This is a genomic window from Proteiniphilum sp. (genome assembly GCF_040307845.1).
Lineage (GTDB): Bacteria > Bacteroidota > Bacteroidia > Bacteroidales > Dysgonomonadaceae > Proteiniphilum.
This window is the reverse complement of the sequence record NZ_JAWRIS010000010.1, coordinates 1-24,560: the sequence shown is the minus strand read 5'-3', so window position 1 is coordinate 24,560 and position 24,560 is coordinate 1. Positions and strand designations below refer to the sequence as shown.

19 protein-coding genes and 1 pseudogene are annotated in these 24,560 nt (G+C 44.8%); 6 read left to right on the top strand and 14 right to left on the bottom strand.

Translation table 11 applies throughout. The features are described 5' to 3' along the window. The 8 genes and pseudogenes from ABV001_RS02185 to ABV001_RS02150 form a co-directional block, all read right to left on the bottom strand. Positions 1-246, bottom strand: a pseudogene (locus ABV001_RS02185) (HlyD family secretion protein); the annotation flags it as partial. Positions 247-399: 153 nt separating this feature from the next. Beyond that, positions 400-2,598 (bottom strand): peptidase domain-containing ABC transporter, encoded by a 2,199-nt coding sequence (locus ABV001_RS02180; protein ID WP_352421303.1) that lies wholly within the window; start codon positions 2,596-2,598, stop codon positions 400-402. A gap of 3 nt (positions 2,599-2,601) precedes the next feature. Further along, positions 2,602-4,932 carry an outer membrane beta-barrel family protein gene (locus tag ABV001_RS02175; protein ID WP_352421302.1) on the bottom strand — a complete coding sequence of 777 codons (2,331 nt, stop codon included), beginning with the start codon at positions 4,930-4,932 and terminating at the stop codon, positions 2,602-2,604. Between the two features lie 72 nt (positions 4,933-5,004). After that, the gene (locus tag ABV001_RS02170) at positions 5,005-6,357 is read right to left on the bottom strand and encodes a radical SAM/SPASM domain-containing protein (RefSeq protein WP_352421301.1); all 1,353 of its coding nucleotides are present in this window, start codon (positions 6,355-6,357) and stop codon (positions 5,005-5,007) included. 61 nt (positions 6,358-6,418) lie between these two features. After that, positions 6,419-6,586, bottom strand: a complete 168-nt coding sequence (locus ABV001_RS02165; protein ID WP_352421300.1) for a hypothetical protein — start codon at positions 6,584-6,586, stop codon at positions 6,419-6,421. A 477-nt stretch (positions 6,587-7,063) separates the two neighbouring features. Further along, entirely contained in the window at positions 7,064-7,780 is a 717-nt protein-coding gene (locus tag ABV001_RS02160; RefSeq protein WP_352421299.1) for a DNA-binding domain-containing protein, read from the bottom strand. Between the two features lie 63 nt (positions 7,781-7,843). Further along, positions 7,844-8,245, bottom strand: a complete 402-nt coding sequence (locus ABV001_RS02155) for a DUF3244 domain-containing protein (RefSeq protein WP_352421298.1) — start codon at positions 8,243-8,245, stop codon at positions 7,844-7,846. Positions 8,246-8,430: 185 nt separating this feature from the next. Continuing rightward, positions 8,431-10,122 (bottom strand): tetratricopeptide repeat protein, encoded by a 1,692-nt coding sequence (locus ABV001_RS02150; RefSeq protein WP_352421297.1) that lies wholly within the window; start codon positions 10,120-10,122, stop codon positions 8,431-8,433. Positions 10,123-10,358: 236 nt separating this feature from the next. On the opposite strand from ABV001_RS02150, the gene ABV001_RS02145 reads away from it, so the two are divergent. From ABV001_RS02145 to ABV001_RS02125, 5 genes are all read left to right on the top strand, one after another. Then, complete coding sequence (locus tag ABV001_RS02145; RefSeq protein WP_352421296.1) at positions 10,359-10,733, top strand: hypothetical protein; 375 nt, start codon at positions 10,359-10,361, stop codon at positions 10,731-10,733. Between the two features lie 22 nt (positions 10,734-10,755). Next, the gene (locus ABV001_RS02140) at positions 10,756-11,361 is read left to right on the top strand and encodes an HAD family hydrolase (protein WP_352421295.1); all 606 of its coding nucleotides are present in this window, start codon (positions 10,756-10,758) and stop codon (positions 11,359-11,361) included. 199 nt (positions 11,362-11,560) lie between these two features. Further along, positions 11,561-12,526, top strand: a complete 966-nt coding sequence (locus ABV001_RS02135; protein ID WP_352421294.1) for a C40 family peptidase — start codon at positions 11,561-11,563, stop codon at positions 12,524-12,526. 143 nt (positions 12,527-12,669) lie between these two features. After that, positions 12,670-13,783, top strand: a protein-coding gene (prfB, locus tag ABV001_RS02130; protein WP_352421293.1) for a peptide chain release factor 2 whose coding sequence is annotated in 2 segments (ribosomal slippage) — positions 12,670-12,732 and positions 12,734-13,783 — 1,113 coding nt in all. Because the reading frame shifts where the segments join, the coding sequence is not laid out codon by codon here. Beyond that, positions 13,783-14,865, top strand: coding sequence for an AI-2E family transporter (locus ABV001_RS02125; RefSeq protein ID WP_352421292.1), 1,083 nt, complete (start codon positions 13,783-13,785; stop codon positions 14,863-14,865). Before prfB ends, ABV001_RS02125 begins: the two co-directional genes overlap by 1 nt. Before the next feature lie 46 nt (positions 14,866-14,911). On the opposite strand, the gene ABV001_RS02120 is transcribed toward ABV001_RS02125, so the two are convergent. After that, entirely contained in the window at positions 14,912-15,685 is a 774-nt protein-coding gene (locus ABV001_RS02120) for a TIGR02757 family protein (RefSeq protein ID WP_352421291.1), read from the bottom strand. 259 nt (positions 15,686-15,944) lie between these two features. Between ABV001_RS02120 and ABV001_RS02115 the strand changes: the two genes are divergently transcribed. After that, positions 15,945-18,212: a trypsin-like serine protease gene (locus ABV001_RS02115; RefSeq protein WP_352421290.1), complete on the top strand. Its 2,268-nt coding sequence runs from the start codon at positions 15,945-15,947 to the stop codon at positions 18,210-18,212. Here the strand turns inward: ABV001_RS02115 and ABV001_RS02110 are convergent, their stop codons facing one another. The 5 genes from ABV001_RS02110 to ABV001_RS02090 form a co-directional block, all read right to left on the bottom strand. Continuing rightward, positions 18,213-19,916 carry a lytic transglycosylase domain-containing protein gene (locus tag ABV001_RS02110; protein ID WP_352421289.1) on the bottom strand — a complete coding sequence of 568 codons (1,704 nt, stop codon included), beginning with the start codon at positions 19,914-19,916 and terminating at the stop codon, positions 18,213-18,215. A 46-nt stretch (positions 19,917-19,962) separates the two neighbouring features. Then, positions 19,963-20,781 carry a DUF5683 domain-containing protein gene (locus ABV001_RS02105; protein WP_352421288.1) on the bottom strand — a complete coding sequence of 273 codons (819 nt, stop codon included), beginning with the start codon at positions 20,779-20,781 and terminating at the stop codon, positions 19,963-19,965. Positions 20,782-20,787: 6 nt separating this feature from the next. Beyond that, a complete protein-coding gene (locus ABV001_RS02100) occupies positions 20,788-21,696 on the bottom strand; it encodes a ParB/RepB/Spo0J family partition protein (protein ID WP_352421287.1) in 909 nt (302 codons plus the stop codon). A 29-nt stretch (positions 21,697-21,725) separates the two neighbouring features. Further along, the gene (locus tag ABV001_RS02095) at positions 21,726-22,502 is read right to left on the bottom strand and encodes a ParA family protein (protein WP_352421286.1); all 777 of its coding nucleotides are present in this window, start codon (positions 22,500-22,502) and stop codon (positions 21,726-21,728) included. A 184-nt stretch (positions 22,503-22,686) separates the two neighbouring features. Then, complete coding sequence (locus ABV001_RS02090; RefSeq protein ID WP_352421285.1) at positions 22,687-24,018, bottom strand: KamA family radical SAM protein; 1,332 nt, start codon at positions 24,016-24,018, stop codon at positions 22,687-22,689. Between the last annotated feature and the right edge of the window lie 542 nt (positions 24,019-24,560).

Sequence of the window (24,560 nt, the reverse complement as noted above, 5' to 3'; positions counted from 1 at the left end):
TTCCTGCTGCGCCATAGCCCGTTGCGGTATCCGTGCCGTATAGTGCACCTCTCCTGTTTCGTCCTGTGTGGCGGTGATTTCGATGGAGATCTTCGGTTGGTAGGGAACAAAGGCGGCAATGCCCGCCAACACCAGTAACGCTCCGACGATCATCACAGTGCCGTACCGCACCAATACCGGCGGCATCCGCCCGATAATGTTCCGCACCTTTTCACTGCGTAATTCTATGGGTTTATTCTCTTCCATTTGGTAATTATCACATTAGTCTCATTGACTCCGTCCATTTTCTGTCGTCACTCGGCAAATCTCAAACAAGTTCGGCTTTGCGCTCGTTCCCAAGAAAATTGGCACATTGGCATATTTAACTACGCTTTGCTCCGTTGAACGTTGTTTGTCACATTAATTTCCCAATTCCAACTGGTTCTTCACCAGTTCGTAATACTTACCCCGTTTTTTTGTCAGTTCCCCGTGGGTCCCCGATTCGGCGATGCGTCCGCCGTCGAGCACCACAATCTTGTCGGCGTTCTTCACCGTGCTGAGGCGGTGCGCCACCACAACCACCGTCTTGTCACGGTAGAACGTCTCCAGGTTCTCCACTATGGCACGTTCGTTGTTCGCGTCCAGCGAATTGGTCGCCTCGTCGAGGAAGATGAACGGCGGGTCCTTGTACACCACCCGCGCGATAAGGATACGCTGCCGCTGGCCCTGGCTCACCCCCTGCCCGTCCTGACCGATCTTCGTGTTATATCCCAGCGGCAGTCGTTCAATGTCTTCCGCGATATTGGCTATACGGGCGGCATAACGCAGCCGTTCCACATCAATCCCGTCGCCTGCCACTGCGATGTTGCGGGCAATAGTGTCGGAGAAGAGGTAACCGTCCTGCATCACCGCCCCGCACTGTGTACGCCACCAGGTGAGGTTGACTTCCTCCAGGCCGGTTGTCCCGGCAGTGATCCGCCCCTCGTTAGGAGCGTAATAGCCCAGCAGGAGTTTTACGAGGGTAGTCTTTCCGCTGCCGCTGGCACCCACGATGGCGGTCACCTTCCCCTGTGGTATGATCAGGTCGATATCTTCCAGCACATAATCCGGCCGTGCACCGTCGTATTTGAAGCACAGGTGTTCGACATGGATGGAGCGCTCTGAAGGCAACTCCGCCACGGTACGGCTCCCGTCCTCCTCATTGCGCTGCGTATGTATCTCGTTCATGCGGTCGAGGCTGATGCTCACGTCCTGCCACTGGTAGATAAATCCCATGATCTGTTCCACGGGGCTGTTCAACTGGCCGATGATATACTGGATGGCCAGCATCATCCCCAGCGTAAGGTCTCCACTTATGACGGCGGTGGCCGCCAGTACCGTGACCAGGATGTTCTTCAGTTCATTGATCAGGATGCCGCCCGCTTCCTGTCCCTGCCGCAGGTTGAGCGACTGCAGGTTCACCTCGAACAGGTCCGCCTGCACGTCCTCCCACTCCCAGCGCTTGCGTTGTTCGCATCCCTGGAGTTTGATCTCCTGCATGCCCGTGATCAGTTGGTAGGTCACATTCCGGTTGATGGCCTGCTGCTCGAACATTTTGTAATCCAATACGCGCCGCTTTTTCAGGAAGACCATGATCCACAGGCCGTAGAGGATGCTTCCGGCAAGGAATACAAAGAAAATGGGGATGTTGTATATGAACAGCACGATGGAGAAGATCACGAAGGTGAAGGCGGAGAACAGCACCGTGATGGTCTGGTTGGTGAGGAAGTTCTCGATGCGGCGGTGGTCTTCGATGCGTTGCAGCAGGTCGCCCGTGAGCTTGGTGTCGAAGAACTTCATGGGCAGTTTCATCAGTTTGATGAAGAAGTCGGAGATGAGCGACACGTTGATGCGGGTGCTGATATGGAGCAGTATCTTGCGGCGGATGAAGTCGATGGCGGTGCGGCTGAACAGCAGCATCATCTGGGCGATCAGCACCAGCCAGATAAAGCCGATGTCTTTCCCTGAGATACCGGTGTCCACGATGGCCTGGGTAAGGAACGGGAAGATAAGTTGCAGGATACTTCCGATAAACAACCCGAGGATTAATTGCGTAAAAAAGCGTTTGTATCTGAGCAGGTATTTCCAGAGGAACTTCAGCCGGTTCTGCGCGGGGGCGGCATCACCCTCCTGCTCATAAAACAGGTTGGTGGGTTCCAGCAGCAGGGCCACCCCTTTTTCTTCGCCACCCGTACGGGTGCTGACCCACCGGTCGCAGAACTCTTCCCGTGAATAGGTCAGCAATCCCTTGCCGGGGTCGGCCACAGAGACTTTGTATCCTTTCCTGTTTTTCTTTATCCCGTACACCACCACGAAATGCTCCTGGTTCCAGTGGACGATGCAGGGCAAGGGAGCTTTCTCCACCAGTTTGTCGAAAGTGAGGCGTCCTCCCACGGTATGGAATCCAATCTTTTCCGCCGCACGGCTGATACCCAGCAGGGAGACGCCGTCACGCCCGATAAAGCAGTTCTCGCGCAAGTGTTCCAACGTGTAACGCCTGCCATAATGCTCACTGATCATCTTCAGGCAGGCGGGGCCGCAGTCCATTGCGTCGGGTTGTTTGGTGAAGGGGAAGGACATACACTATAACCTATTTATTTCATCCCGGGCAGCACTTTTACCCCGGTACTGGACTTTTTGTTGATTAAACCTGTAAATGATATCGATAAAAAAATTCCACGAAGAGTAATTTTCGATCTGATAGAAACGGATATTATTAAATTGGGCATTTTCTTCGTATTTTAATTTACGAAAGATATCCTTTGCCCCTATATCAACACTTAACCGTTCATTAAAAAACGGTTTCTGAATTTTTATATCTAACGATTGGAAGGGTTTAAATTCAAAAATGCGCTGGCTACCGCCATGATTGTAATAATAATTTACGGATAACGTATAATCGGATGGTAATTTGAAATAATTATTACTGCTTACATAATAATTCGGTTTATTGTATGTTGTGGCCGTTCCTTTGTATTCATTTTCCATATAAGGCTTGATAAAACCCAACGTTAATGATGGTGTCCATCTATTGAAAGTATGCCTCAGGTTAAGTGTTGCCCTTAGGAAACACGCCTTGTTAAAATTATCCCATGTCGAAATAATAATATTTTGTCCGTCTTCGGGATTTGTGAAAATGCTTGAGATAAAATCATTCGTTCTTGTGTAGCTGGCACTAAAATTCAGGAATTTATATCCCAGCAGCCACTGTAAAATGTAGGACATTTGTGGTTTCAGGTTGGGATTTCCCTGCTGGTATTCAAATCGGTTTTGATAATAAGTCTTACTGTTCAGATAGGACAACTGCGGCCGTTGCGTCTTTACGGAGAACGACAATGAATTGTTGACTCCCTTGTCGGAATATGAGATTTTGAAGGATGGAAAGATATTATGGTACTTCTTTTTTATATTATTTTCAGCACTTGTCAGATCGTCATATACAGAAGATAATACCTCATACCGGAGTCCGGTATTCAGCGACAATTTGGTATTCGTCCAATTATATTCGGTAAATACAGCCCACTTTATCTCCTTGCTTTTATAATTCAAATATCCAGCAAGAGCGGGTTCAGTCGTCATATCCCCTTCTCCGTTTATTCTGCTGACATCTGCTCCTGCAATAATAGAATGCTTCTCGGATGGATGATAATTTGCAGCATATCTGGCAGCATATATTGTATAACGAGACAGACTATTCATTTGGGTAAGCAGCTCATCGTTTTCCATTTCCTCTTTCACATCCTGCTCAAGGGTATTTTTATAAAAGACATAATCGGCATTCAATTCCGATGTCAGATGTTCGTTCCATCTGGCATTATGGAAAATATTCAGTTGCGGATTATGAATGGTACTTCCATAATCACTTGTCACAAAAAAATCCAGATATCTTTTTTGATTCGCATTTACGGTAGTTACCTCTTTTGAATTATCATCTACATTGCTGTATCCTTCATTGAATTGCATCCCTACTATATGGTTGGGAGAAAATTCATAATCGACGTTCATTCGAAACGTATGAAACTTCTGAAATGGATAACTTGTCCTATCGGTCACGTATTGCCATAATGTGTCCGTATGGATATCCTTTATCAGGTATTGGAAGGATTCATTCTTGTATCCAAAAAAGTTATAGTAAACCGATGCGTTCAATTTCTGTTTTTTATAGTCTATTTGTATATTTTCATAATGAGATGTTTTTTCGCTTTGTCTTAATACAGTATTTACTTTAACTGCAATTCCTTCCTCTTTTTCTAATGTGTAAATCCGGATAACAGCATTGACGTCAGCACCGTATCGGGCACCGGGATTCGTGATCAATTCAATATTCCGGATGTTTTTCACATCAAGTTGCGAGACTTCATTCATGTTTTGTACTTTCCGGTTATTGATATAGACAACCGGTTGCCCGCTCCCGAATACCTCTAATATCCCTCGATTATTGATAATGCCGGGTATTTGGGTCAAGACATCATTCATTGAATGTTCCCTGCTTAATAACGTATTTTCTACTTCCGTTGTCAATACGCCGTTTTTAATATTGAATATAGGTCGGTTCGCAGTTATTGTGATTTCGTTCAATGTCTGGCTTTCTTCTTCCAGTATAATAGCAGGTAACGTGATATTTTCTTCTCTGATCGTTATTGCCTGTTGTTGCTGTTTATATCCTATAAACGAAATTTGCAGCAAATAACTCCCCGGAGTATTGATGGTAAGACCGAATGAGCCGTCTTTCAAACTTGTTGTGCCAGTTATAAAAATGGTATCAGGCATACTGAACAGTACAACATTCGCAAATTCGATAGGTTGTTTGTTTTGATCTGTTACCTGGCTTCTAATCGTACTTTGACCCTGTAAAGCGAATACGACGAACAGCCAAAGGTAAATCAATACTAAAAAAAATAGGTTCCTTATCATCTTTACATATTTTACAAATCCTATAAGGTAATAGAGCTGTATATTATATAGACGAATGTAACAAAAGAAACATTACACCATCGGATTGATTTCAATGTTCTCTAATTGATCCATTTTGGTTTTCAGTTGTTGCTCATAGAACATATCAAAAAGAATATCTAAATTTTCAATATCAATTGGACATACATCGTATGGTATTTTTTTTAATTTATAATCTAATCGTCTTAAATTACACCCTCCATCACAAATAGGTAATAATAAACAATCTAAACATTTGGGATCAGAAAACATATCTGTTCCCATAATATATTCTGACATCAAAGCTGCATTAAATTTTTTTTCGGATATATTACCTATTCTTCTTTCTGGTTTCCCCACATCAACCCAGCATTTATAAATATATCCCTTTGGATCAATAACAAAAGTATTTATATACGTTGCAGCACAACCACCTATTTTAGGTTTTGGATAAAAGCCAATATTTTCAATCTTGTAATTGTCGTATAATTTTTTAGCATAAAATATTTTATCCCTATCCTTAAAACACTCGACTCTACATCCATTGTTATGGTCGTTCGCATATTTCATATTTATACTATAATTTTGGTTACCCCACTTAGATTTAAGGTATTCATACAACAAAGGAAAATCTGCTTCATTTTCAGCGTGAACATTCATTCTTATTATAACGTGACATTTAGGCATTAATTGAAAAACGTTTTCTATGTTATTTATAATTGTATCAAAGGTTGAAAAGCCTAATTTATGAATACGACTTTTATCATGATTCTCTTTCAGCCCATCAATAGTAATTTGAATTGAATCTAATTTATGATCACTTAAATAAACACATTTTTCTCGATCTAATAAATAGCCATTACTGACCATAGAATGATGTGTTATTTTTATTAAATCATCCCGTTCTATTTTAGATAAAAACCGTTTTACATTTTCAAAAGCAATTAAAGGTTCCCCCCCATGCCAACAAAGTTGTAAATTTGAACAATTCTCAAAAGATTTAATAAATTCAATCACTTTATTTTCCGTTATTTCACTCATAAAATAACGAGGAAGATCAGATTCATAACAATAAGTACATCTAAAATTACAAGCGAACGTTGGCAACAACACTATTCCTAGCGTGGATCGCTGAAATCCATGCATATACCTAACCATTTTCTTTTGAATTATAAAATTTTCATCTTCAAATGGATCAATAATAACTTTCGCTTTTATTAGATTTCTTAAACTGTTTGCATTGATATTTGCAGAATCCCAGTCAAAATCTTCCTTATCTTTTACGATGCTTAACTCATTATAGATATCTTCAGAAAGCTTTATAAACGAATTTGTTCTTGAATTATATAAAAAGAAACAATTATGCCTCCGAGATTCATACATATAATTATATTTAGACCAAATCATAACAAAAATATTTTGAAATTAAATTAAGCCGGCATGAAAAGCCGGCTTAACATAAGGAAGATCAAATAACACTCAACAATTCTAGTTCATGTTTAGTCCCATCTTTATAACAATCAATGTGACCTCCAGGACTACATGGATTTGTTTCATCGTGAGATCCACCAATTATACAATCCATTTCACCGGATAAAATATCCTGAACTTCAATGATAAAATCTAAATCTTTCATATTTATTTTTTTTAAACCTTTCTTCTCATCTCGTTATTCGGAATGATTTCCGATTATTATTCACTAAAAATTTTTCGGATAGTTATATCTCTATACAAAACACATCTATCGAGTATATCACATACATTCTGATTTTTGCCCTTAAGATACTTTTCTTCTCTATTTCGAGCAACTTCCGGTAAAATCCATTATACCCAAGCCCGTGGGTGTTTGAAATTACCATGTTTTTGTTACCTTTGCAGTGCCTTTTCTTGTAAGTTTAGTTAGACATCAGGGTTGATTGGTCTCAATTTGGTTGTTTCGCTTTCCTGGCAAGGGAAGGCTTTTTACTGTCCGCACCGGCGGATTCTGAGGCCGCCGGATTTGTTTATCGTTATCCATCTTTAAAAGTCCGTTTATTGTAAAGGAACCCTTAACACCACGGTGAAGACACCCTTAACCGAAGGGTTAAGACATCCTTTACAATAACATGGCAAATCAGTCGATAACCACCGGTTCCGAAAATGTGACGGAACGGGGTTGTTTGAGTAATTTGCTTGCCGCGGTGAACTGTGTAGTTACCGTGAGTTCATATTCTCCGGCAGCGAGAGTTGCCGGCACCAGAATAAGCAGGCGCGAGGGTTCGTTGAGCACAATATCGGCCGCATCGAGATTTACCGTTTCCGACGTATCGATATTGCGGAAGGTTATACCCACGGCGGGATCGTCGCCCACGATTCTCAGGTAGGAGCCTTTCAGTTCGGCGTTGCGTCCGCGGGTAAGCGTGCCGTCGGTGGCGCCTGTGGTGCTGTCGGTAAGGGTGTAAATGGCAATGGGGTCGGACTGCTCGCCCAGTATCTCCACCATGGTGTCGGCAAGGGCTTTGCGCAGTTCCATGCCCTGATTCATTGCCACATACACGCTGTTTACGGCGGGGTTCCATGTGCGGTCGCGGAACACGCCTTTTATCACCGGGCGCATATATACCAATCCGGTATTCACGTTGTATCCGCCCAGCACCCTTTCCGCCACTTTGCGGTTGAAGCGGGTGATGATGTCGATAGCCGTTTCGGCTTTAATTTCCATGCCTTCGTTTTGCAGGTCTTTTACAATGTCGGCAATGGTGAGGCTGCCGTTGGTAACGGGTGCGGCCATGTAGTCGCTCCTGTCTTCGGTGAGCGGGTTGAGGCGCAACCATGCGTTTAATTTATTCATATCGGTCTGTTTTTTTCCCCGTTGCCGGAGAGGGTTATTATTAACGGCCGGACGTATTCCGGCTTAAATCTCAAAATCACCATACATCGAGCCAGAATTGTTGCTGAACGTGATGGTGTATATACCTGACGGCAGTCCCGAAAGTGGGACAAATGCCTGCAGTTGCTCCGAGGTGTTTACCGTTACTGCATAGACCGTATCTCCCGCATCATTGGTGAGCGTGACCAGCAGATTGCCAACATCCTTGTGGAACATAGCCACAATAACGTTGCCCTGTATCTCGGCCGTAACGGCATCGCCGCCGGAGCGGAAACCACCTGTTTCGAATTTTCCTTCCAAATCTATTTTATTTGTTTCGGTGATTGCCTGACCGTCAGCTACCGGCGTGATCTCCGTGCCTGCCACGACGGGAAACCATATCCATCCCGCACAAAACACAAGTAACAGAATTTGTTTTTTCATCATAAGAATTATTTATTGAGTTTGACGGTAAATATAGGTCAAGCTTTATAAATGACTGGCATGGATATAGGTTTTTCTTGTTAACATATAGGTTTTTCTTGCCCTAAAAATGCAATTATCTAATTTTCAGCATATTGATAAGTTAAAAATATAGGTTTTCGATGGATGGTTGTGAGGCTCGTGGATAATCAGTCCGGCAACCGGTCAATATGGCCGGCAATGTCGCCGCCGGGCTCCAGACCCATTTTCCTCCGTATATCGGTCCGGCGGGTTTGTACGGTGTGGACACTTTGGTGAAGGATCAGGGATATTTCTTTTACCCTGAAGCCGGCATAAGTAAGTATGCATACACGGAATTCTGTTTCGGTAAGATCAGGATATTTTTCCCGTACCTTTCCGGCAAGCCCCGGCCGCATGGCATTGAATATCCGGAACAGGGCGTCCCATGTTTCTTCAATACTTTCTTCACCATACACAATCTTGTTGAACCGCTCGCCCCACAAAGCCCCTCCGGAACCGGATTTTCCCGGTCGGGTCATTTCCCGGTTCAATTCCATCACTTTCCTGGCTACATCGAATCCCAAGAGAATATCCCTGCGTAGATCAAGTTGTTTTTGGTACACGGTGCTTTCCAAATCGCGCTTCATTTCTTTTAGGGTCTCGATATTGTGCCGGATTTCCGCCTGCCTGTTTTTCTGCCTGGCCCAATACCACCAGAACAATACCCCACCCACTATTACCATAGCCTGCAGCGCAATGATCCATAGCCGGCGGACGGAAAGGTCACGGTAATACTGTTTTTGCATTTGCTCGTAATCGTATTTCAGGTGTGCTTCATATACCGACTGGTTCGCTCTCTCTTCCATAATACGGTGAAGCGTATTCATGCGCTCGTCCTGGTAAGCGAAGGCCGCTTCGTAGTTAGCCTGTTCTTTTTCCCGGCCGGCCAGATAGGAGTAGGCGCTTGCCTTGAAATAATCGTCTTCCACAGCATTTATATGCTCCTTTAACTGTTTCGTGTACCATGCGGCGGAATCCGGTCGTCCCATACCTGTGTATAATTCGGCAAAGTTCAGGTAATAACGGGGTAGTTTGGCACTATCGGCATTGAACCGGAACGATTGGCGCAGGTATGTTTCCGCTTTATCGAACTGTTTGGCTTCCTTGTACATCACGCCCAGGTTCTGCGCCAGCAAACTTTGCAGTGGAAGGTCTCCCCTGTTTCCGGCCAAGTCCAACCCTGTATGGAAAGAAAGTAAAGCGCTGTCCGGTTGGTTCAACAGCGCATACATCCGCCCTATGGCACTCAGGCAGTTTGCCTGTTTTTCATGAGGCTTGTCGGGAGATTGCGCATAAAAACGTTCCGCTTTCTTATAGTTTTCCAATGCTTCAAGATGGAATCCCTGCTTCGCAAGCAGGTCGCCGAGATTATACTGTATCAATCCCTGTAAATCCGCATCACCGGTTTGCCGGGCATGCTTTCCCGCCTCTTTGTATTGTTGTACCGCATTTTCATATTCCTTCCGTTCACGATACACACAGCCGCTGTAGAACCAGGCCAGCGCAGCCTGTCGGGGTTCTTCCCGTCCGGAAAAATAATCGCGCGCCTGGAAGACCAAGGTATCTTCTGCAACAGGGCGGTGTGTTTTGTAGCGTGCCTGCACACGCAACACTAAATAACGCATGTAATCTTTGTGAAGGAAGCTCTCTTCGGGATAGAAAAGGGAATCGATCAGTTGCATGGCGCTGTCGGGGTTGCTTTCGATAAGCCGTCCGGCATCTGCCAGCAACCTGGAAGCTTCGGGCTGGGGGTTGGGGTTACACTCCCAAAAAAAAGACAACCCAATGGCCATCAAAAGGATATAGAATACGTTTTTCATCGATTTGCCGTTATTCAATTTGTTCCGGTAGCGCAAATATAGTGAAAGCTGAGAGAAAAACCAAGCTTGATTAAGTTTTTCCGAGGCGTATCCTATATTCTCAAAATATACAATTTTTTACTAAAATAAGTATTGAATGTAACGGAAAAGGATTTTAAAAGTATTTTTGTATCTTTACGGCGTAGCAATTGTCTGGCTTTTGTTTTTCAACTCATTAAACCAAAAATATATACAAAATGAAAAAAATCGGTGTTTTATTATCAGCAGTATTATTATTAAGCCTGTACTCAACAGCCTATGCGAGCGATTTGACAAAAAGTGTACAAGGTGCATGGACAGCGAAAGTGGCTGATGCACCGTATGGATACCAGGATTACCAGGTAACAATAAAGCAGGTCGACGGCAAGTGCGTGGCGGATATTTCCGGCTCCCAATTGAATGTAAAAAACCAGGAATTGAAGGAAGTCGATGGAAAACTGACAACCACAGTATATGCGGGAGAAAATGTAAAAGTTGTCATCTGGAATGAAAAGAAAGAAGTGAAAGGAACGGCCGACACCTCCATGGGTAAGCTTCCTATCACATTTACGCGCGCAAAAAAAGCGGAATAGCCTATTCGCAAAATAATGAATAATGGAATCATTAAAGAATATTGTTTTTGACTTCGGAGGAGTGCTGATCGATTGGAACCCTATTTATCTTTACCGGGATATTTTTGATACGGAAGAAGAAATGAATCATTTCCTGGCAAATGTATGCCGTTATGACTGGAATATATTACAGGATGCTGGACGTTCCCTGGCAGAAGGTACAAGAATATTACAAGCGCAACATCCTGAATACCGCGAAGAAATAGCTATGTATTACGGAAGCTGGGATAAGATGCTGGGAGGCACCATTGAAGAGAACATAAAATTGATTAAACCTCTCAAAGAGAAATATAAGGTATACGGCCTAACCAATTGGTCTGCGGAAACAATCCCTATAGCCATGGAACGCTACGATTTTTTCAAGGATCTGAATGGAATGGTTGTTTCAGGTGCAGAAAAGGTCATAAAACCAGATCCGCGACTCTATCATATATTGCTGGGACGGTATGAGATACAAGCCGGAGAATCACTCTTTATCGATGACAATTATGCGAATATCGAAACTGCCCAACAACTGGGATTCCAAACGATCCATCTGGTAGACGACGCAAATCTGGAGGAAATACTGAAAGCCAAAGCTATTTTATAGAATGTATCGTCTCGAATATACTTACTCACTGTAAGTTGTTAAAAAATAAGAAGTGTACCCTTTACAACAGGGATTTTACTTATTTTTGCTCACTAAAGTCAGACTATTTTCGCCATGGCATTATCAAGCCAACCTGACTTCTGTTCATTTGGCTTGGCAAAGTAGTCCTCCATATACGTTATTATACAGCATGTTCACTATGGCATACAGGAACAACGGCTGGTTAAAAGTCGTTTCTCTGGCAATCATAATACTTATTCTGGCGTCCTGCGGCACGGGAAAAACAACTGTCTCCGGCAGCAAGACATCCACCACCTTACAAGACGATATCATTCAATATGGGAGGCAATACCTCGGCAAACCCTACCGGTACGCAGGAAAAGGACCCAACGGCTTTGATTGTTCAGGTTACACCTCTTTTGTTTTCAGGAAATTCGGTTACAGGTTAGATCCCAGTTCAGCGGGACAGGACAGGCAAACCCCCACCATCGCCAAAAGAGAGGATTTACGCAAAGGGGACCTTGTTTTTTTTGAAGGGAACAGAAAGAACGGAAGTGTCGGACATGTAGGCATAGTGACCGAAGCGTTTTCCAACGGACAATTCAAGTTTATCCATTCTTCCACCACCAGCGGGGTAATCATATCCTCGTCTACCGAACCCTATTACGCATCACGCTATTTACGCGGGGGGAGGGTCCTTGAGGAAAATGCATCCTATGTGACACGCCGCAATCCGCCCGCCAATAAAAAACAACTTGCCGCAACAAATAAAGAACCGGCCCAACCCACCATTCCGGAAATAACTCTCAGTGAAACAACGGAATATTCCGAAGACATCGGGAAAGGAGAAAGCTATCCGGAGAATGAATCGGTTATTCTTGTACAGACTGACCCGCAAAAAAACCCGTCCCTCACATCAACGGCCAACGGGAAAGGGCAGGAAAAAGATAGGGTCCAGCAGGCAAAAAGCGACATGGTGTTGAGGGAAGAAGATAGTGACATCATCTCACCACTTCCTAAAAACCATACGGTACAAATGGGTGAAACACTCTACTCCATTTCGCGGTTATACGGATGCACCGTGGAGCAACTGAAAGCATGGAACCCGCAGATGGGGGAGGTGCTGAAAGCCGGAGAATCCCTATTGGTTTATTCCAATCATTAAACCCTCTGCCATGTACGAAATCCCATATTTTAATGTAATTTCGGCATCTTTTGTGTATTTTTGTCGCTTATTGCAAATTCGATTCTTTCGTCATACCGGAAAAGTGGATGGCAGACAATTAAAAGTATATAATAAATTATAATATGATAACGACAGACCAACTAAAAGATGTGTTGGAGCGCGAGGACGCGCTGAGGGGGTATCTTTGACGTCGATGCAAAGCGTATCCAATTAGAAGAAGAAGAGTTACGCACCCAATCACCCGATTTCTGGAACGACGCCAAAGCCGCCGAACAGCAGATGAAGGTGGTGCGTGAATTAAAATACTGGATCAATGCCTACCAGGAGGTAAAATCGGCAGCCGAGGAACTACAGCTGGCATTCGATTTCGCCAAGGAAGGTATTGTATCGGAAGAGGAGATCGATGCCAATTATAACCGTGTCCTTCAACTGATTGAAGACCTGGAGTTGAAGAATATGCTCCGCCGGGAGGAGGACCAGTTAGGAGCCGTGTTAAAGATCAACGCCGGTGCGGGGGGCACAGAGAGCCAGGACTGGGCATCGATGCTATTCCGGATGTATCAGCGCTGGTGCGAGGGTAAGCACTACAAGACGACCGTCACCAACTGGCAGGATGGCGATGATGCGGGTATCAAGACAGCTACCCTTCAGGTAGAGGGTGATCTGGCCTATGGTTTCCTGAAAAGTGAGAACGGCGTGCACAGGCTGGTGCGGGTATCGCCTTTCAACGCACAGGGAAAACGGATGACCTCGTTCGCTTCGGTGTTTGTGGTACCATTAGTCGACGACTCCATCGAGATAGAAGTCAATCCGGCCAACCTGAGTTGGGACACCTTCCGTTCCTCGGGCGCAGGAGGGCAGAATGTAAATAAGGTGGAGACGGGTGTTCGCCTGCATTACCAGTATAAGGATCCCGACACGGGTGAAGAACAGGAAATTGTGATTGAAAATACCGAGAGTCGTTCGCAAATGGGCAATCGGGAAAATGCGTTGCGTTTGCTCAAGTCGCAGCTCTATGAGATAGAACTGGAAAAACGCCGTGCAGCGCAGGCAGCCATTGAAGCCGGAAAAAAGAAGATCGAATGGGGATCCCAGATCCGCAGTTATGTATTTGATGACCGCCGCGTAAAAGACCACCGCACCAACTACCAGACATCAGATGTGACAGGGGTAATGGACGGTGATCTGGATGAATTTATCAAAGCCTATTTAATGGAATTTGGAAGCGAAGCATAATGCCAAACGGAAAAAGCCGATATCATCGTGTTGTCCTTGTAGGGTTGATCCTGTTCTTGACAGTGGTCATTTTTAAAGAGCTGCAACCTTACCTGGGAGGCTTTTTCGGTGCTTTCACCCTTTTTATCCTCCTGAAAGGAGTGATGGTGAAACTGGTAGAGAAATATCACTGGAAAAAGGGACTGAGCGCTTCGGTCATTGTTCTGGGGACCACGCTATTTATCCTGATCCCACTCACCGGCTTTGGGTTCCTTGTTGCCGACACGATTTCAGGGATAAGCATCGATCCCGCACAGATCATGAGAACCATGAGGGAATTCTCAGACAGTGTGGAAGAGCGTTTTGGCTTCACCCTGTTCACCCCGGAAAATCTCGCTTTTGTACCTCGGGCCGGCTCCTCCATCATGCAGACACTTGTTTCAGGAGTGAGTTCGATGGTCATCAACGGGATCATTGCCATTTTCCTCCTTTATTTCATGCTGGTAAGTTATACATCATTAGAGGAGGCGACCATTGAGATACTACCCTTCAGCCAGGAAAACAAACATATCCTCTCTGAAGAGACAAAATCGATCATACAAGCCAACGCCATTGGCATCCCGGTGGTTGCCATCACACAGGGAATACTGGCTTATATAGGTTACCTTTCCTTTGGAGTGAGCAATCCACTGGTTTATGCCGTATTGGTCGCCTGTACCACTATTATCCCCGTGGTGGGCACAGGGCTGGTATGGGTACCGATCGGCATTTCGGCATTGGCGCAGGGTGATATCATGAGGGGAATACTGCTGCTGGGCTATGGATTACTTATCATCGGAGGATCGGATGCCATCCTCCGGTTTGTACTGCAAAAAAGACTGGCCAATATTCATCCGCTGATCACTTTCTTCGGCGTGATCATGGGACTTGCGATGTTTGGATTCTGGGGGATTATTTTCGGCCCGTTACTGATCTCCTTGTTATTGCTCTTTCTCAATATGTACCGCCACGATTTTATTCCCGGATCCACGGCACAACCACATATTACCACTAAAGAAGGAGGCAAGGCGGGCATACTTTTCCGGAAAAAGCAGGCAAAATAACCCGCACTTTTCAGCCTGCCGCAATTCAGCATGATTTTCCCGAATTTCACCAATCGTACTCCAACGACAAGCCGAAAAGGGCAAAGTCGTATTGCACCGGATCGGAAGGATCCAGGAGCCGGAGGTTTCTGGTCAGTTCAAGGGCGGTTTTCCAATCGGTCTGTTTCCGGGTAATTAATCCCAACCGACGTGACGCCCTATCGACATGTAAATCGATAGGACATATCAGTGCGCTTTGAGGAATCCGTTTCCAGATACCGAAGTCTACTCCCCTGTCATCATTTCTTACCATCCACCGCAAGAACATATTGATCCTCTTACAGGCTGAATTGCGGAGGGGAGTTGCGACATGCTTCCGGGTACGGTGCGGAGCATCGGGAAAATCAAAAAAGACCTGTTCAAATCGAATCAGGGAATCTTCTACTGAATAGAAAACACCTCTATCTAAAAAAGCATCTTCCAAGGTCGTATAACGGGAGTAATGCCGATGCAGGAAATTTACAAAATAGAGTAAATCGGTATCGTTGAAGGTACGATGCGCAAATCCGAGTAAACCCTTCAGGTCATCATCGCCATGTTCCATAACAAAACGATAAGGTTCCCCACCGAACCGTTGCACCAACTCACCGCATTTGGCGATAATAGTTCTTCGTTGCCCCCACGCCAGTAAAGAAGCAAAGAACCCCATGATCTCACGATCCTGATTGTCTGAAAACAGGTGGGGAATGGATATCGGATCATTTTCAATAAATGAAATATGGTTATATTGATTGACCTTCTCATCCAAAAAACTTTTTATATTGTCAAATGTCATCATCATTACCTCTATGTTCCTTTTTACGCAAATAATTTTAGTACAAAATTACGCCTATTCCTTAAAAAACCTTACATTTGCAGTGACTATTTCACTAAGCTATATAAACAACATTCAAATAGGATTTGAACGTTTTCGTTAAGCAATAAGAACAAAAGACAAGCTTGCTTGGATTATGTCTTTGCGAGAATTGAAAATCGAGGAGCGAAGGCGACTCAAATAAGCCTAATGTAATTGAACGTTTTCATTAAATTGATTCCCATACATGAGAAGTGTTCCCTACTCTTTCCATTCTATCTTGAAGAGCAGTCTTCTGTTTATCTTCTGTGTCCTTTTCCACACGGTCTCAGGACAGATCAGTTACGGAGGTAAACCCCTTCCGCTTCACGCCGGGATGGGAGCAAGGTCCATAAGTTCCTCCACCGACTTGTTTGTAGAGATGCCATCATTCGACAGCCAGTCGGCATTACGACAATCCCTGCAAGACCAGTCGAATCTCAAAAGTTTGGAATTTGCCCATAAGTTTCATCCTTTCCTTCGCCCCGACAATGCAGGGATTACTTTTGTGGCCGGCAATATGAAAGTATGGCGTGTGGGGATTCGCTCCAAAGGAGCCTATTCATTGAATGTTCTTTTTTCGAAATTCAGGTTGCCGCCCGGAGCCCAACTGTTTGTCTACAGCTCCGATCAATCGGAGATCCTGGGTTCTTACACCGAAAGAAACAACACCGAATTGAACATGCTTCCCGTACAACCGGTCGGGGGCGATGAATTGATCGTGGAATACCAGGAACCGGTGGAAGCAGCATTCAAGGGTGAGATTGAGGTTGGTGAAGTAAACCATGATTTCGTGGGTATCTTCAGGGCCACCGAGCCGCGGGATCCGGAACAGAGTTGCCATCCCAATCTGGTTTGTTATCCCGAAGACATTCAACCCGGGAACGGTGTGGTGGGACTGATCATCAACGGCACCACCTATTGTACCGGCTCCCTTGTGAATAATACGGCGGAAGACGGTATACCCTACCTGCTGACCGCCACCCACTGCCTGAATGAGAACTATAAGCCCAGTTTTCTGGCCAATAGGAGATATGATGTGGTTGCCGGGAGCATCGTCGCATTTTTTAATTACAATTCTCCGCTGTGCGATCTCGACATACGCGGTCCGTTACAGATGACCATGGCTTCAGCCGATTCGGTACTGATCAGTGAAAGGCACGATATCTCCTTGTTAAAGCTGAAAGAGGCTCCCCCGGCAGAATATCAGCCCTATTATCTGGGATGGAACGCCAATTCCTCACCTTCGGCGCCGTTCCACGGCCTGCATCATCCCAACGGGGGCATTAAAAAAGTGGCAATAGACGAAGACCGGTTGAGCCTCAGCTCATTCGACCTGCCCAACTACAACCAGGAAGAACCCAACTCCTGGTGGGAAGTAAGTGGATGGGAGACCGGCGCCACGGAAGGAGGATCCTCCGGCTCACCTCTGCTGGACAGGGAAAAAAGAATAGTAGGTACCCTCACCGGTGGGGTTTCGATGTGTTCATCACCCCGGGGGCCCGATTCTTATGCCTCCCTCTTCAAGTTATGGGATGTGCAGGGATCACTCGACAATCCAAATCCGATCAGTTACTATCTTGATCCCGGGGAATCACAAACCAGGCAAATGAATGGATTTAATCCATACGCACAACAACCTTTCACAAGAAGCCATAATTTTAAACCGGTGGACAATGCGGTGAAATATCTATTTCAACAGGTACCTTTATTTGCCACAAACAATACCTTTGGATATACCGAATTCGCAGAACAATTTTATGCCGGAGACGGTATACAGTTACGAGGAGTCTTTGTCTCGTCTCCTCCTGTCAACAGTATCACGAATATGAACATCAGAATAAGGGTCTATTCCGGAGAAGATGGTCCCGAACGGCTCCTTTACGAACAGCCTTATAATTACAGTTACAGGTATTTCACCAATAATGGCTTTCCCGTTGATTCCCGTGACATGCGCCATAATGTAGAGAATTACATACGGTTTAACGACCCGGTTTCTGTTTCTAAAACATTTTATATCTCCTATTCTGATGCCAACGGGATACCCTCCGGTTTTTCGACATTCAATGCCGAACCCAGAAAAATCGGTTCAGGACTTGTTTCCACGGCGTGGATGAAAAACCCATCGGGATGGGTAAAATCATCGGAGAATATTGAAAGTCCTATTAATACTACCCTGTTGATCGCACCCTATGTAATAGGCAAAATTTCTACCACGGTAGAACCGGAAAAAGAACAACTCAAACTGGTGGTCTACCATTCCAACGAAGTAAAAAGGATATTTATTGAATCGAACTATGAATTGGTCGAATGGGAAATTTTCTATTCATCGGGAATAAAAATCCATCATGAAACCATCGATATAAGTATAAACAGAGGCTCCTACTCATCAGCACATCTCCCTAAAGGAGTGTATATAGTGAGGGTCAGGACTATTGACGGCACTATCTCCTCGAAAAAAGTACTGGTAATATAGCTACTCTACAGACGATGTTGCTTCAACCTCTTCCTCCTCCGGAGTTCCCTGTTCATCGGTCAATTTGTTCTGTTCCACTTTCTCAATTTGCCCCTTCAGATAAGAAGAGATAATATTGCCTCCACCCGCTGTTTCAACACGGTTATACTCATCCTTTCCGATCGCTGTCTCCTGGGGAGCAGGTACCGCTTTTTGTCCGACAATCAACTGGTCCCCGATACTAATCCTGGAAGATTTCAATCCATTCCATGATTGAAGTTGAGCCACCTGGATACCGTTTTTGCGTGCGATATCTCCCAGCGTGTCTCCTTTTTTCACGCGATAATACTGGTTCACCGTCTGTGTCTTTCCATCAGGATTGTCATCAGTAGTGGCCTGAGCCAGTTGCCCTTGGGTTGTTGGTTGTGGTGCCGCTTCTTTTTTACCCACGATCAGCTGCTTTCCAATATTGAGTTTATTTGATTTAAGGCCATTCCAGGATTTGATCCGGTCAACGGTGGTACCGTGTCTCCGGGCAATAGCGGAAAGGTTATCTCCTTTTTTTACCCGGTAATAGACACTCGCCGTATTTCCTGACAGCGATGAAACGGAACCATCCAAATATCCGTCGGTACTGGCCCTGTGCGTAAAATACCGTGCCTTATCATAATTGAGGATGGTATCGTTTTTATTAATAAACGCGTACATTTTTTCCGTGGGCAATACCAGTGCATGCGCTTTAAAATCACCGGGGATCACATCCTTCCTGAATTGAGGGTTCAGTCTCTGCAACTCACCCAAAGGGATATCCAGCACTCCTGCGACTTGTGCCAGATGCATCCTTTCGTTCACTTGTACCGTATCGAGCGCGACTGTCAGGGATGAAGAGTGTGCAGGACAAATATTATGGTCTGCGTAGTAATTCATGATATAGTTGGCCGCGATAAAGGCAGGCACATATCCCCTGGTTTCCCGGGGCAAACGGTAATATATCTCCCAATAGTCGCGTTTGCCACCACTACGGGCTATTGCCTTGTTCACATTTCCCGGCCCACAGTTATATGCGGCAATCACTAAATTCCAGTCGCCATAAATGGTATACAGGTCTTTGAGGTAACGTGCAGCGGCATCAGTCGATTTATAAGGATCCCTCCTTTCATCTACCAGGCTATTTACTTCCAATCCATAGCCTTTCCCCGTTTGCAACATAAACTGCCACAAGCCTGTAGCCCCCGCGCGGGACACGGCCACGGGATTCAGAGCCGACTCGATTACAGGCAGGAACTTCAGTTCGATGGGAAGTCCATACCTGTCCAAAGCCTGTTCAAACATCGGAAAGTAGTAGTCTCCCAATGCCAACATATAGCTCACCTGATCCCTTTTCCGCACGGCATACATCTCTATGTAATTCTTCACCACACTATTGAAAGATAACTCCATCTCCGAGGGTAAACTATACAACTTCTTAAGATAGACTGAATCGTGGAAAGCCACGTTCTGACCTCTTTTACAATCGATCTCAGCATTCGAAAGGTCGAGTTGCCAGTTACGCAACAGGTCGCTCAACTTCTCTGTCATACTCTCCGGGTAGATAATTGCATTATCCTGGATAGTGTCTGCACCGGCCGGTGAAGCTCCCACAGAATTTCCCGGCAAGTTATTTTGAGCGATAAGCCCTAATCCGGTCCATAGCGCTACCAATGTAAGTAAAATAGTTCTCTGCATACCCATTAAAGACTCATCCCGGGAGGATGAATCATGTTTTTTAGTGTTAAAAATTAAAATTCAATTGCAGCCCTAATGAGGAGCTTCCTTGATTAAGACCTTTTTCACCCCTGATAAGAACAGGGGTCACGCGCATTGAGAGGTCCTGGCTCATATTAAAATCAAATAACTGCGCATCCACATAAGCGTCTATAATAAAAACCAAATAGACTCCCACCGTCCCAATAATACTCAGGTCCCGGTATCGGCGGTAATAATCCTTCCGCTGCTTTAGCACCCCCGTAAACCACTGAGTGTCTATGGTTTCCGGATCCTGTCCGTAAGGGAGCATATTATGCCATCGATTGGTTGCGGGATTATCGTCCATAATATCCTGATATGCGCCTAAATAGTCCTGATAGTAACCGTTATTCCAGGTGATGGCATACGTCAACCCGGCAAAAGCACCATATACAATGGGCAGTTTCCAGTATTTACGGTTATAAATCTGTCCCAAGCCCGGAAAGATCGCTGAAAAGATTACCGCTTTGCGGGGAGAAGGACTGAACATATAAGAAGGTGCGAAAAACTTATCCGAAGTGATTTCTACGGGAGGTTTGCTTACTTTCGTCCGGACAGAATCTTGCTGCCTCACTGTTTCTTTATCTTCTTTCAGGTTGAGGGAGACAGAATCCGCCATCTGATCAAGGGAGACAGAGTCGGTCGTCTGCAGGAGAATAGAGTCGGACACCTGTACCACAGTAGAATCCTTCATCAACACAGGTATAGTATCCCGCAGCTCTTCGGGAGAATGATTCTGCCCCTGCACCTCCACGGCGCAAAAGAGGATCGCCATACAAATAAGGATTCCGGGCACCTTCATCATCAGCAATTATTTTTGCATTTTATCAAACATGACGATGATACGCTCCAGGTCCTCCGGTGAATCAAACGGGATTGTAATCTTTCCCTTTCCACGTTTGTTATAACTGAATTGCACATCGGACTGGAAGTAAGCCGAAAGATGTTGTTTTAACGCATCAAAATCGTCCGGAGATTGCTGTCTTACGGTTGACTTCCCTGCTTTGGGTTTCCGGTTATCACCATCTTTGAGTTGTCGGGCAAGTGTTCCTTCCTCATAATCTTTCACCATCGACTCCACTTTCCTCACCGACAAGCCTTCATCGAGGATCATGTTATAGAGGGATAATTGTTCCACCGGGTCGTTCATGGAGATCAATGCACGCGCATGCCCCATGTCAATTTTTTTATTTTTTACGCCCATCTGCACTTCCGCCGGAAGCTTCAACAGGCGCAGGTAATTAGTGACGGTTGCCCGCTTCTTACCCACTCTCTCACTCAACTGTTCCTGGGTGAGGGAAAGCGTCTCGATCATATTCTGATAAGCCAGGGCAATTTCTATTGAATTAAGATCCTCACGCTGAATATTCTCAATCAGCGCCATCTCCATCATTTCATCATTGTCGGCCGTCTTAATATAGGCAGGGATGGTAGATAATCCAGCCATTTGAGAAGCACGGTAACGGCGCTCACCGGCAATAATCTGGTAATTATCATCGTCCAGTTTCCTCAATGTGACCGGTTGAATGACACCAATTGATTGAATGGATACGGATAATTCACGTAATGCCTCCTCATCGAAAGCCCTGCGTGGTTGACCGGGATTGGGAACAATCTTGTCAAGTTCCACCTCACTGATGGAAGAAGAGCCCTGTGTCTCACCGTCGTTGAAAGTGATCAACGCATCCAGTCCGCGTCCTAATGCATTCTTTTTTGCCATAGTCTATACCATAAAGGGTACAAAGTTAGCTAATTTTTTTCGTTATCCGTTTTTTCGATCAGCTCCTGCGCCAGTTGCATGTGGTTTGTCGCTCCACGGGAACCGGCGTCATACATCAATGCCGGCTTGGCATGGCTCTGCGATTCGCTAAGCGTAATATTCCGTTGGATAACCGTAGTGAATACCAACTCCTTGAAGTGGTGTTTCACCTCTTCGTATATCTGGTTATGAAGGCGCAAACGGGAGTCATACATAGTAAGTACAAAACCCTCTATCTCGAGTTTGGTATTGAGTTTCGACTTGATGATCTTTATCGTGTTCAGCAACTTACTCAACCCTTCAAGGGCAAAATATTCGCATTGTACGGGAATCAACACCGAATCGGCGGCTGTAAGCGCATTGACCGTAATGATACCCAATGAAGGGGAACAATCGATCAGGATAAAATCATATTGATCCCTTATCGGGTGCAGCAAATTCCTGAGTCTCTTTTCCCTATTTTCCATTTGAATCATCTCCAATTCCGCCCCCACCAAATTGATGTGGGAGGAAATGATGTCGATATTTTCAAAAGGAGTATGCTGCACCGCCTCTTGTGGCGTACTTTTACCGATTAGTCCTTCATAAATAGTATTTGCCGCTTTTTTAATATCAATACCCAAACCGGAGGAGGCATTCGCCTGTGGGTCAGCATCTACCACCAATACTTTTTTTTCCAATGCAGCGAGCGATGCCGCTAAATTAATGGTAGTGGTGGTCTTGCCCACCCCTCCCTTCTGGTTTGCCAACGCTATGATTCTTCCCATATCATTCCATTTTCATACGATTATTTTATTTGTTTACATCAATGAGTGTATGGAACTCGCTTTAATCATGTACTTGTGTGAGAACAATTGTTATGCTCGTTTCAGGCAGCAAAATAAGCAATAAATCAGCTAACTCTGTGTTAATAATTTAAAACATTGTTTTTTTTGTTGATAAATAGCCTTTTCATTCCCACATAAAATCGTTATCTCTTCCATGTTTTCCCAACAGGTTATCTTTCTGAAAGAAAAACTCTTCCTCTCCGAAAGCGGGCGTAAGGTCATCAAACCAGGTCGCTTTCCTGTCGTATTTGGCAAAGAACGGAATATCCACCAAATCCGGATTGCGACACTGAAGGAAGCGAAGGACAAATACCTTTTCTCCTTTTACTTCGGTCACACCCAATATCTGTATTTTTCCCGGGTTGGCACTCATACTGGGGCCACGGACAGTACGACAGATACCGCTCACGTTACGGTATGCTTTCCTGAAAACATTCCATGCCTTTTCGAGTGGCACTTCGAAGAAAGCTTTGGATCCGGTATCGCGTGCCACAAACATATAATAAGGTATCAAGCCTTGTCTCACCTGTTCTTTCCACATCTCGGCCCAGACCTTCGGATCATCATTGATATGGTGAAGCAAAGGCGACTGTGTCCTGATTTGTGCTCCGGTGTTGAGGATTCTCTGAATAGCTTGTTTTACGGCGTCGGTTGAGAGTTCTACCGGATGATTGAAGTGCCCCTGGAAAGCAAGATGCTTACCCGCCTTCTTCACCTTTTCAAAAAGACGCAGCATATCATCGGCATCTTTGTCCGTCAGGAACCGGTAAGGCCAATAGGCCAGTGTTTTCGACCCGATACGGATATTCCGGATATGCGAGAACTCTTTTGTCAGCAGCGGTTCGATATAAGCAGACATGATACTTGTTTTAGCCGTCAGAGGGTCACCTCCCGTAAAAAGGACATCCGAGACTTTTGGATGCTTCAGCAGGTATTTATGGAGTAGATCGGCCTCTTTCATCGCGAATTTCAGTTCATTCATACCCGAGAACTGAGGCCAACGGAAACAGAAGGTGCAATAAGCGTGGCAAGTCTGTCCCTGGCTGGGGAAGAAAAGCACCGTCTCCCGGTACTTATGCTGCATCCCATGCAATTTTACCCCGTCCACCGCCGGCACATTGTGTTCCTGCCCTGCCGGATTAGGATTCAACTTCATCCTTATATCATATATTTTCTGTTTCAAGCCGGCTTCATCGTTCGCATCAATCAACTTTTTCACCTGTGCATAATGAGATTTAGAAAGCATCTCCTCACGGGGAAAAGTGAGGGTAAAAATAGGATCATCCGGCACATTATTCCAGTCGATCAATTCTTCCACCACATAGTTGTTAGCTTTAAAAGGTAATACACGACCCACGACGCCAATAGCCTCCCGTTCCTGATCGGACAAGGCGCTTATCTGAGGCAGATCGTTATAATTACGCAGAATAAAATTTCTATACTTTTTATTTTCCATATTCATTGAATCTTTTTGAAGTCTCGCAAGTCCGTACGTTTCCAATCTACATGCGAAACTTGGGTTATTTATTAAATTGGTGAACCACACGAAGAGAAATACGCGCCCTTGAAACAGGGAAGAGAGGTTTAGATTGCAGTTCAAGCTATACAAAAATAAGACAAAAGCATCAAAAAGACAACCCAGTTAATACATTTTTGTATTTTTTGAGGAAATAAAAAACAGTTTGCCTGTTTTAAGTGAAAAATAATAACTGTTGCCTTTAAGGAATGACCAAGGTACACGCCTGACGTAAGCCGGCACAATCATGGTGAAAATTCCCGGTTCATTTAAACGCGCCAAAAGCATATCACGCATAAAAATAATACAAAAGAACTGAAATAGTCTAATTTTAGTAAGTTTTTCACTACTGACCGGATAAAATTTTAAGAAAAGGGGTTACTTCCTTTCGGTTTCGCCCCAAAGTTGTAATTTTGTTTTGAACAGAACAAAGTACAACCATGGGTAAAGATAGTAATAAACATTTAGTCGGTCAGCCGATT

Bases quoted from the DNA above. Each gene is read 5' to 3' on its own strand.
- ABV001_RS02180 (WP_352421303.1), bottom strand. From the start codon at position 2,598: ATGTCCTTCCCCTTCACCAAACAACCCGACGCAATGGACTGCGGCCCC.
- ABV001_RS02175 (WP_352421302.1), bottom strand. From the start codon at position 4,932: ATGATAAGGAACCTATTTTTTTTAGTATTGATTTACCTTTGGCTGTTC.
- ABV001_RS02170 (WP_352421301.1), bottom strand. From the start codon at position 6,357: ATGATTTGGTCTAAATATAATTATATGTATGAATCTCGGAGGCATAAT.
- ABV001_RS02165 (WP_352421300.1), bottom strand. From the start codon at position 6,586: ATGAAAGATTTAGATTTTATCATTGAAGTTCAGGATATTTTATCCGGT.
- ABV001_RS02160 (WP_352421299.1), bottom strand. From the start codon at position 7,780: ATGAATAAATTAAACGCATGGTTGCGCCTCAACCCGCTCACCGAAGAC.
- ABV001_RS02155 (WP_352421298.1), bottom strand. From the start codon at position 8,245: ATGATGAAAAAACAAATTCTGTTACTTGTGTTTTGTGCGGGATGGATA.
- ABV001_RS02150 (WP_352421297.1), bottom strand. From the start codon at position 10,122: ATGAAAAACGTATTCTATATCCTTTTGATGGCCATTGGGTTGTCTTTT.
- ABV001_RS02145 (WP_352421296.1), top strand. From the start codon at position 10,359: ATGAAAAAAATCGGTGTTTTATTATCAGCAGTATTATTATTAAGCCTG.
- ABV001_RS02140 (WP_352421295.1), top strand. From the start codon at position 10,756: ATGGAATCATTAAAGAATATTGTTTTTGACTTCGGAGGAGTGCTGATC.
- ABV001_RS02135 (WP_352421294.1), top strand. From the start codon at position 11,561: ATGGCATACAGGAACAACGGCTGGTTAAAAGTCGTTTCTCTGGCAATC.
- ABV001_RS02125 (WP_352421292.1), top strand. From the start codon at position 13,783: ATGCCAAACGGAAAAAGCCGATATCATCGTGTTGTCCTTGTAGGGTTG.
- ABV001_RS02120 (WP_352421291.1), bottom strand. From the start codon at position 15,685: ATGATGATGACATTTGACAATATAAAAAGTTTTTTGGATGAGAAGGTC.
- ABV001_RS02115 (WP_352421290.1), top strand. From the start codon at position 15,945: ATGAGAAGTGTTCCCTACTCTTTCCATTCTATCTTGAAGAGCAGTCTT.
- ABV001_RS02110 (WP_352421289.1), bottom strand. From the start codon at position 19,916: ATGCAGAGAACTATTTTACTTACATTGGTAGCGCTATGGACCGGATTA.
- ABV001_RS02105 (WP_352421288.1), bottom strand. From the start codon at position 20,781: ATGATGAAGGTGCCCGGAATCCTTATTTGTATGGCGATCCTCTTTTGC.
- ABV001_RS02100 (WP_352421287.1), bottom strand. From the start codon at position 21,696: ATGGCAAAAAAGAATGCATTAGGACGCGGACTGGATGCGTTGATCACT.
- ABV001_RS02095 (WP_352421286.1), bottom strand. From the start codon at position 22,502: ATGGGAAGAATCATAGCGTTGGCAAACCAGAAGGGAGGGGTGGGCAAG.
- ABV001_RS02090 (WP_352421285.1), bottom strand. From the start codon at position 24,018: ATGGAAAATAAAAAGTATAGAAATTTTATTCTGCGTAATTATAACGAT.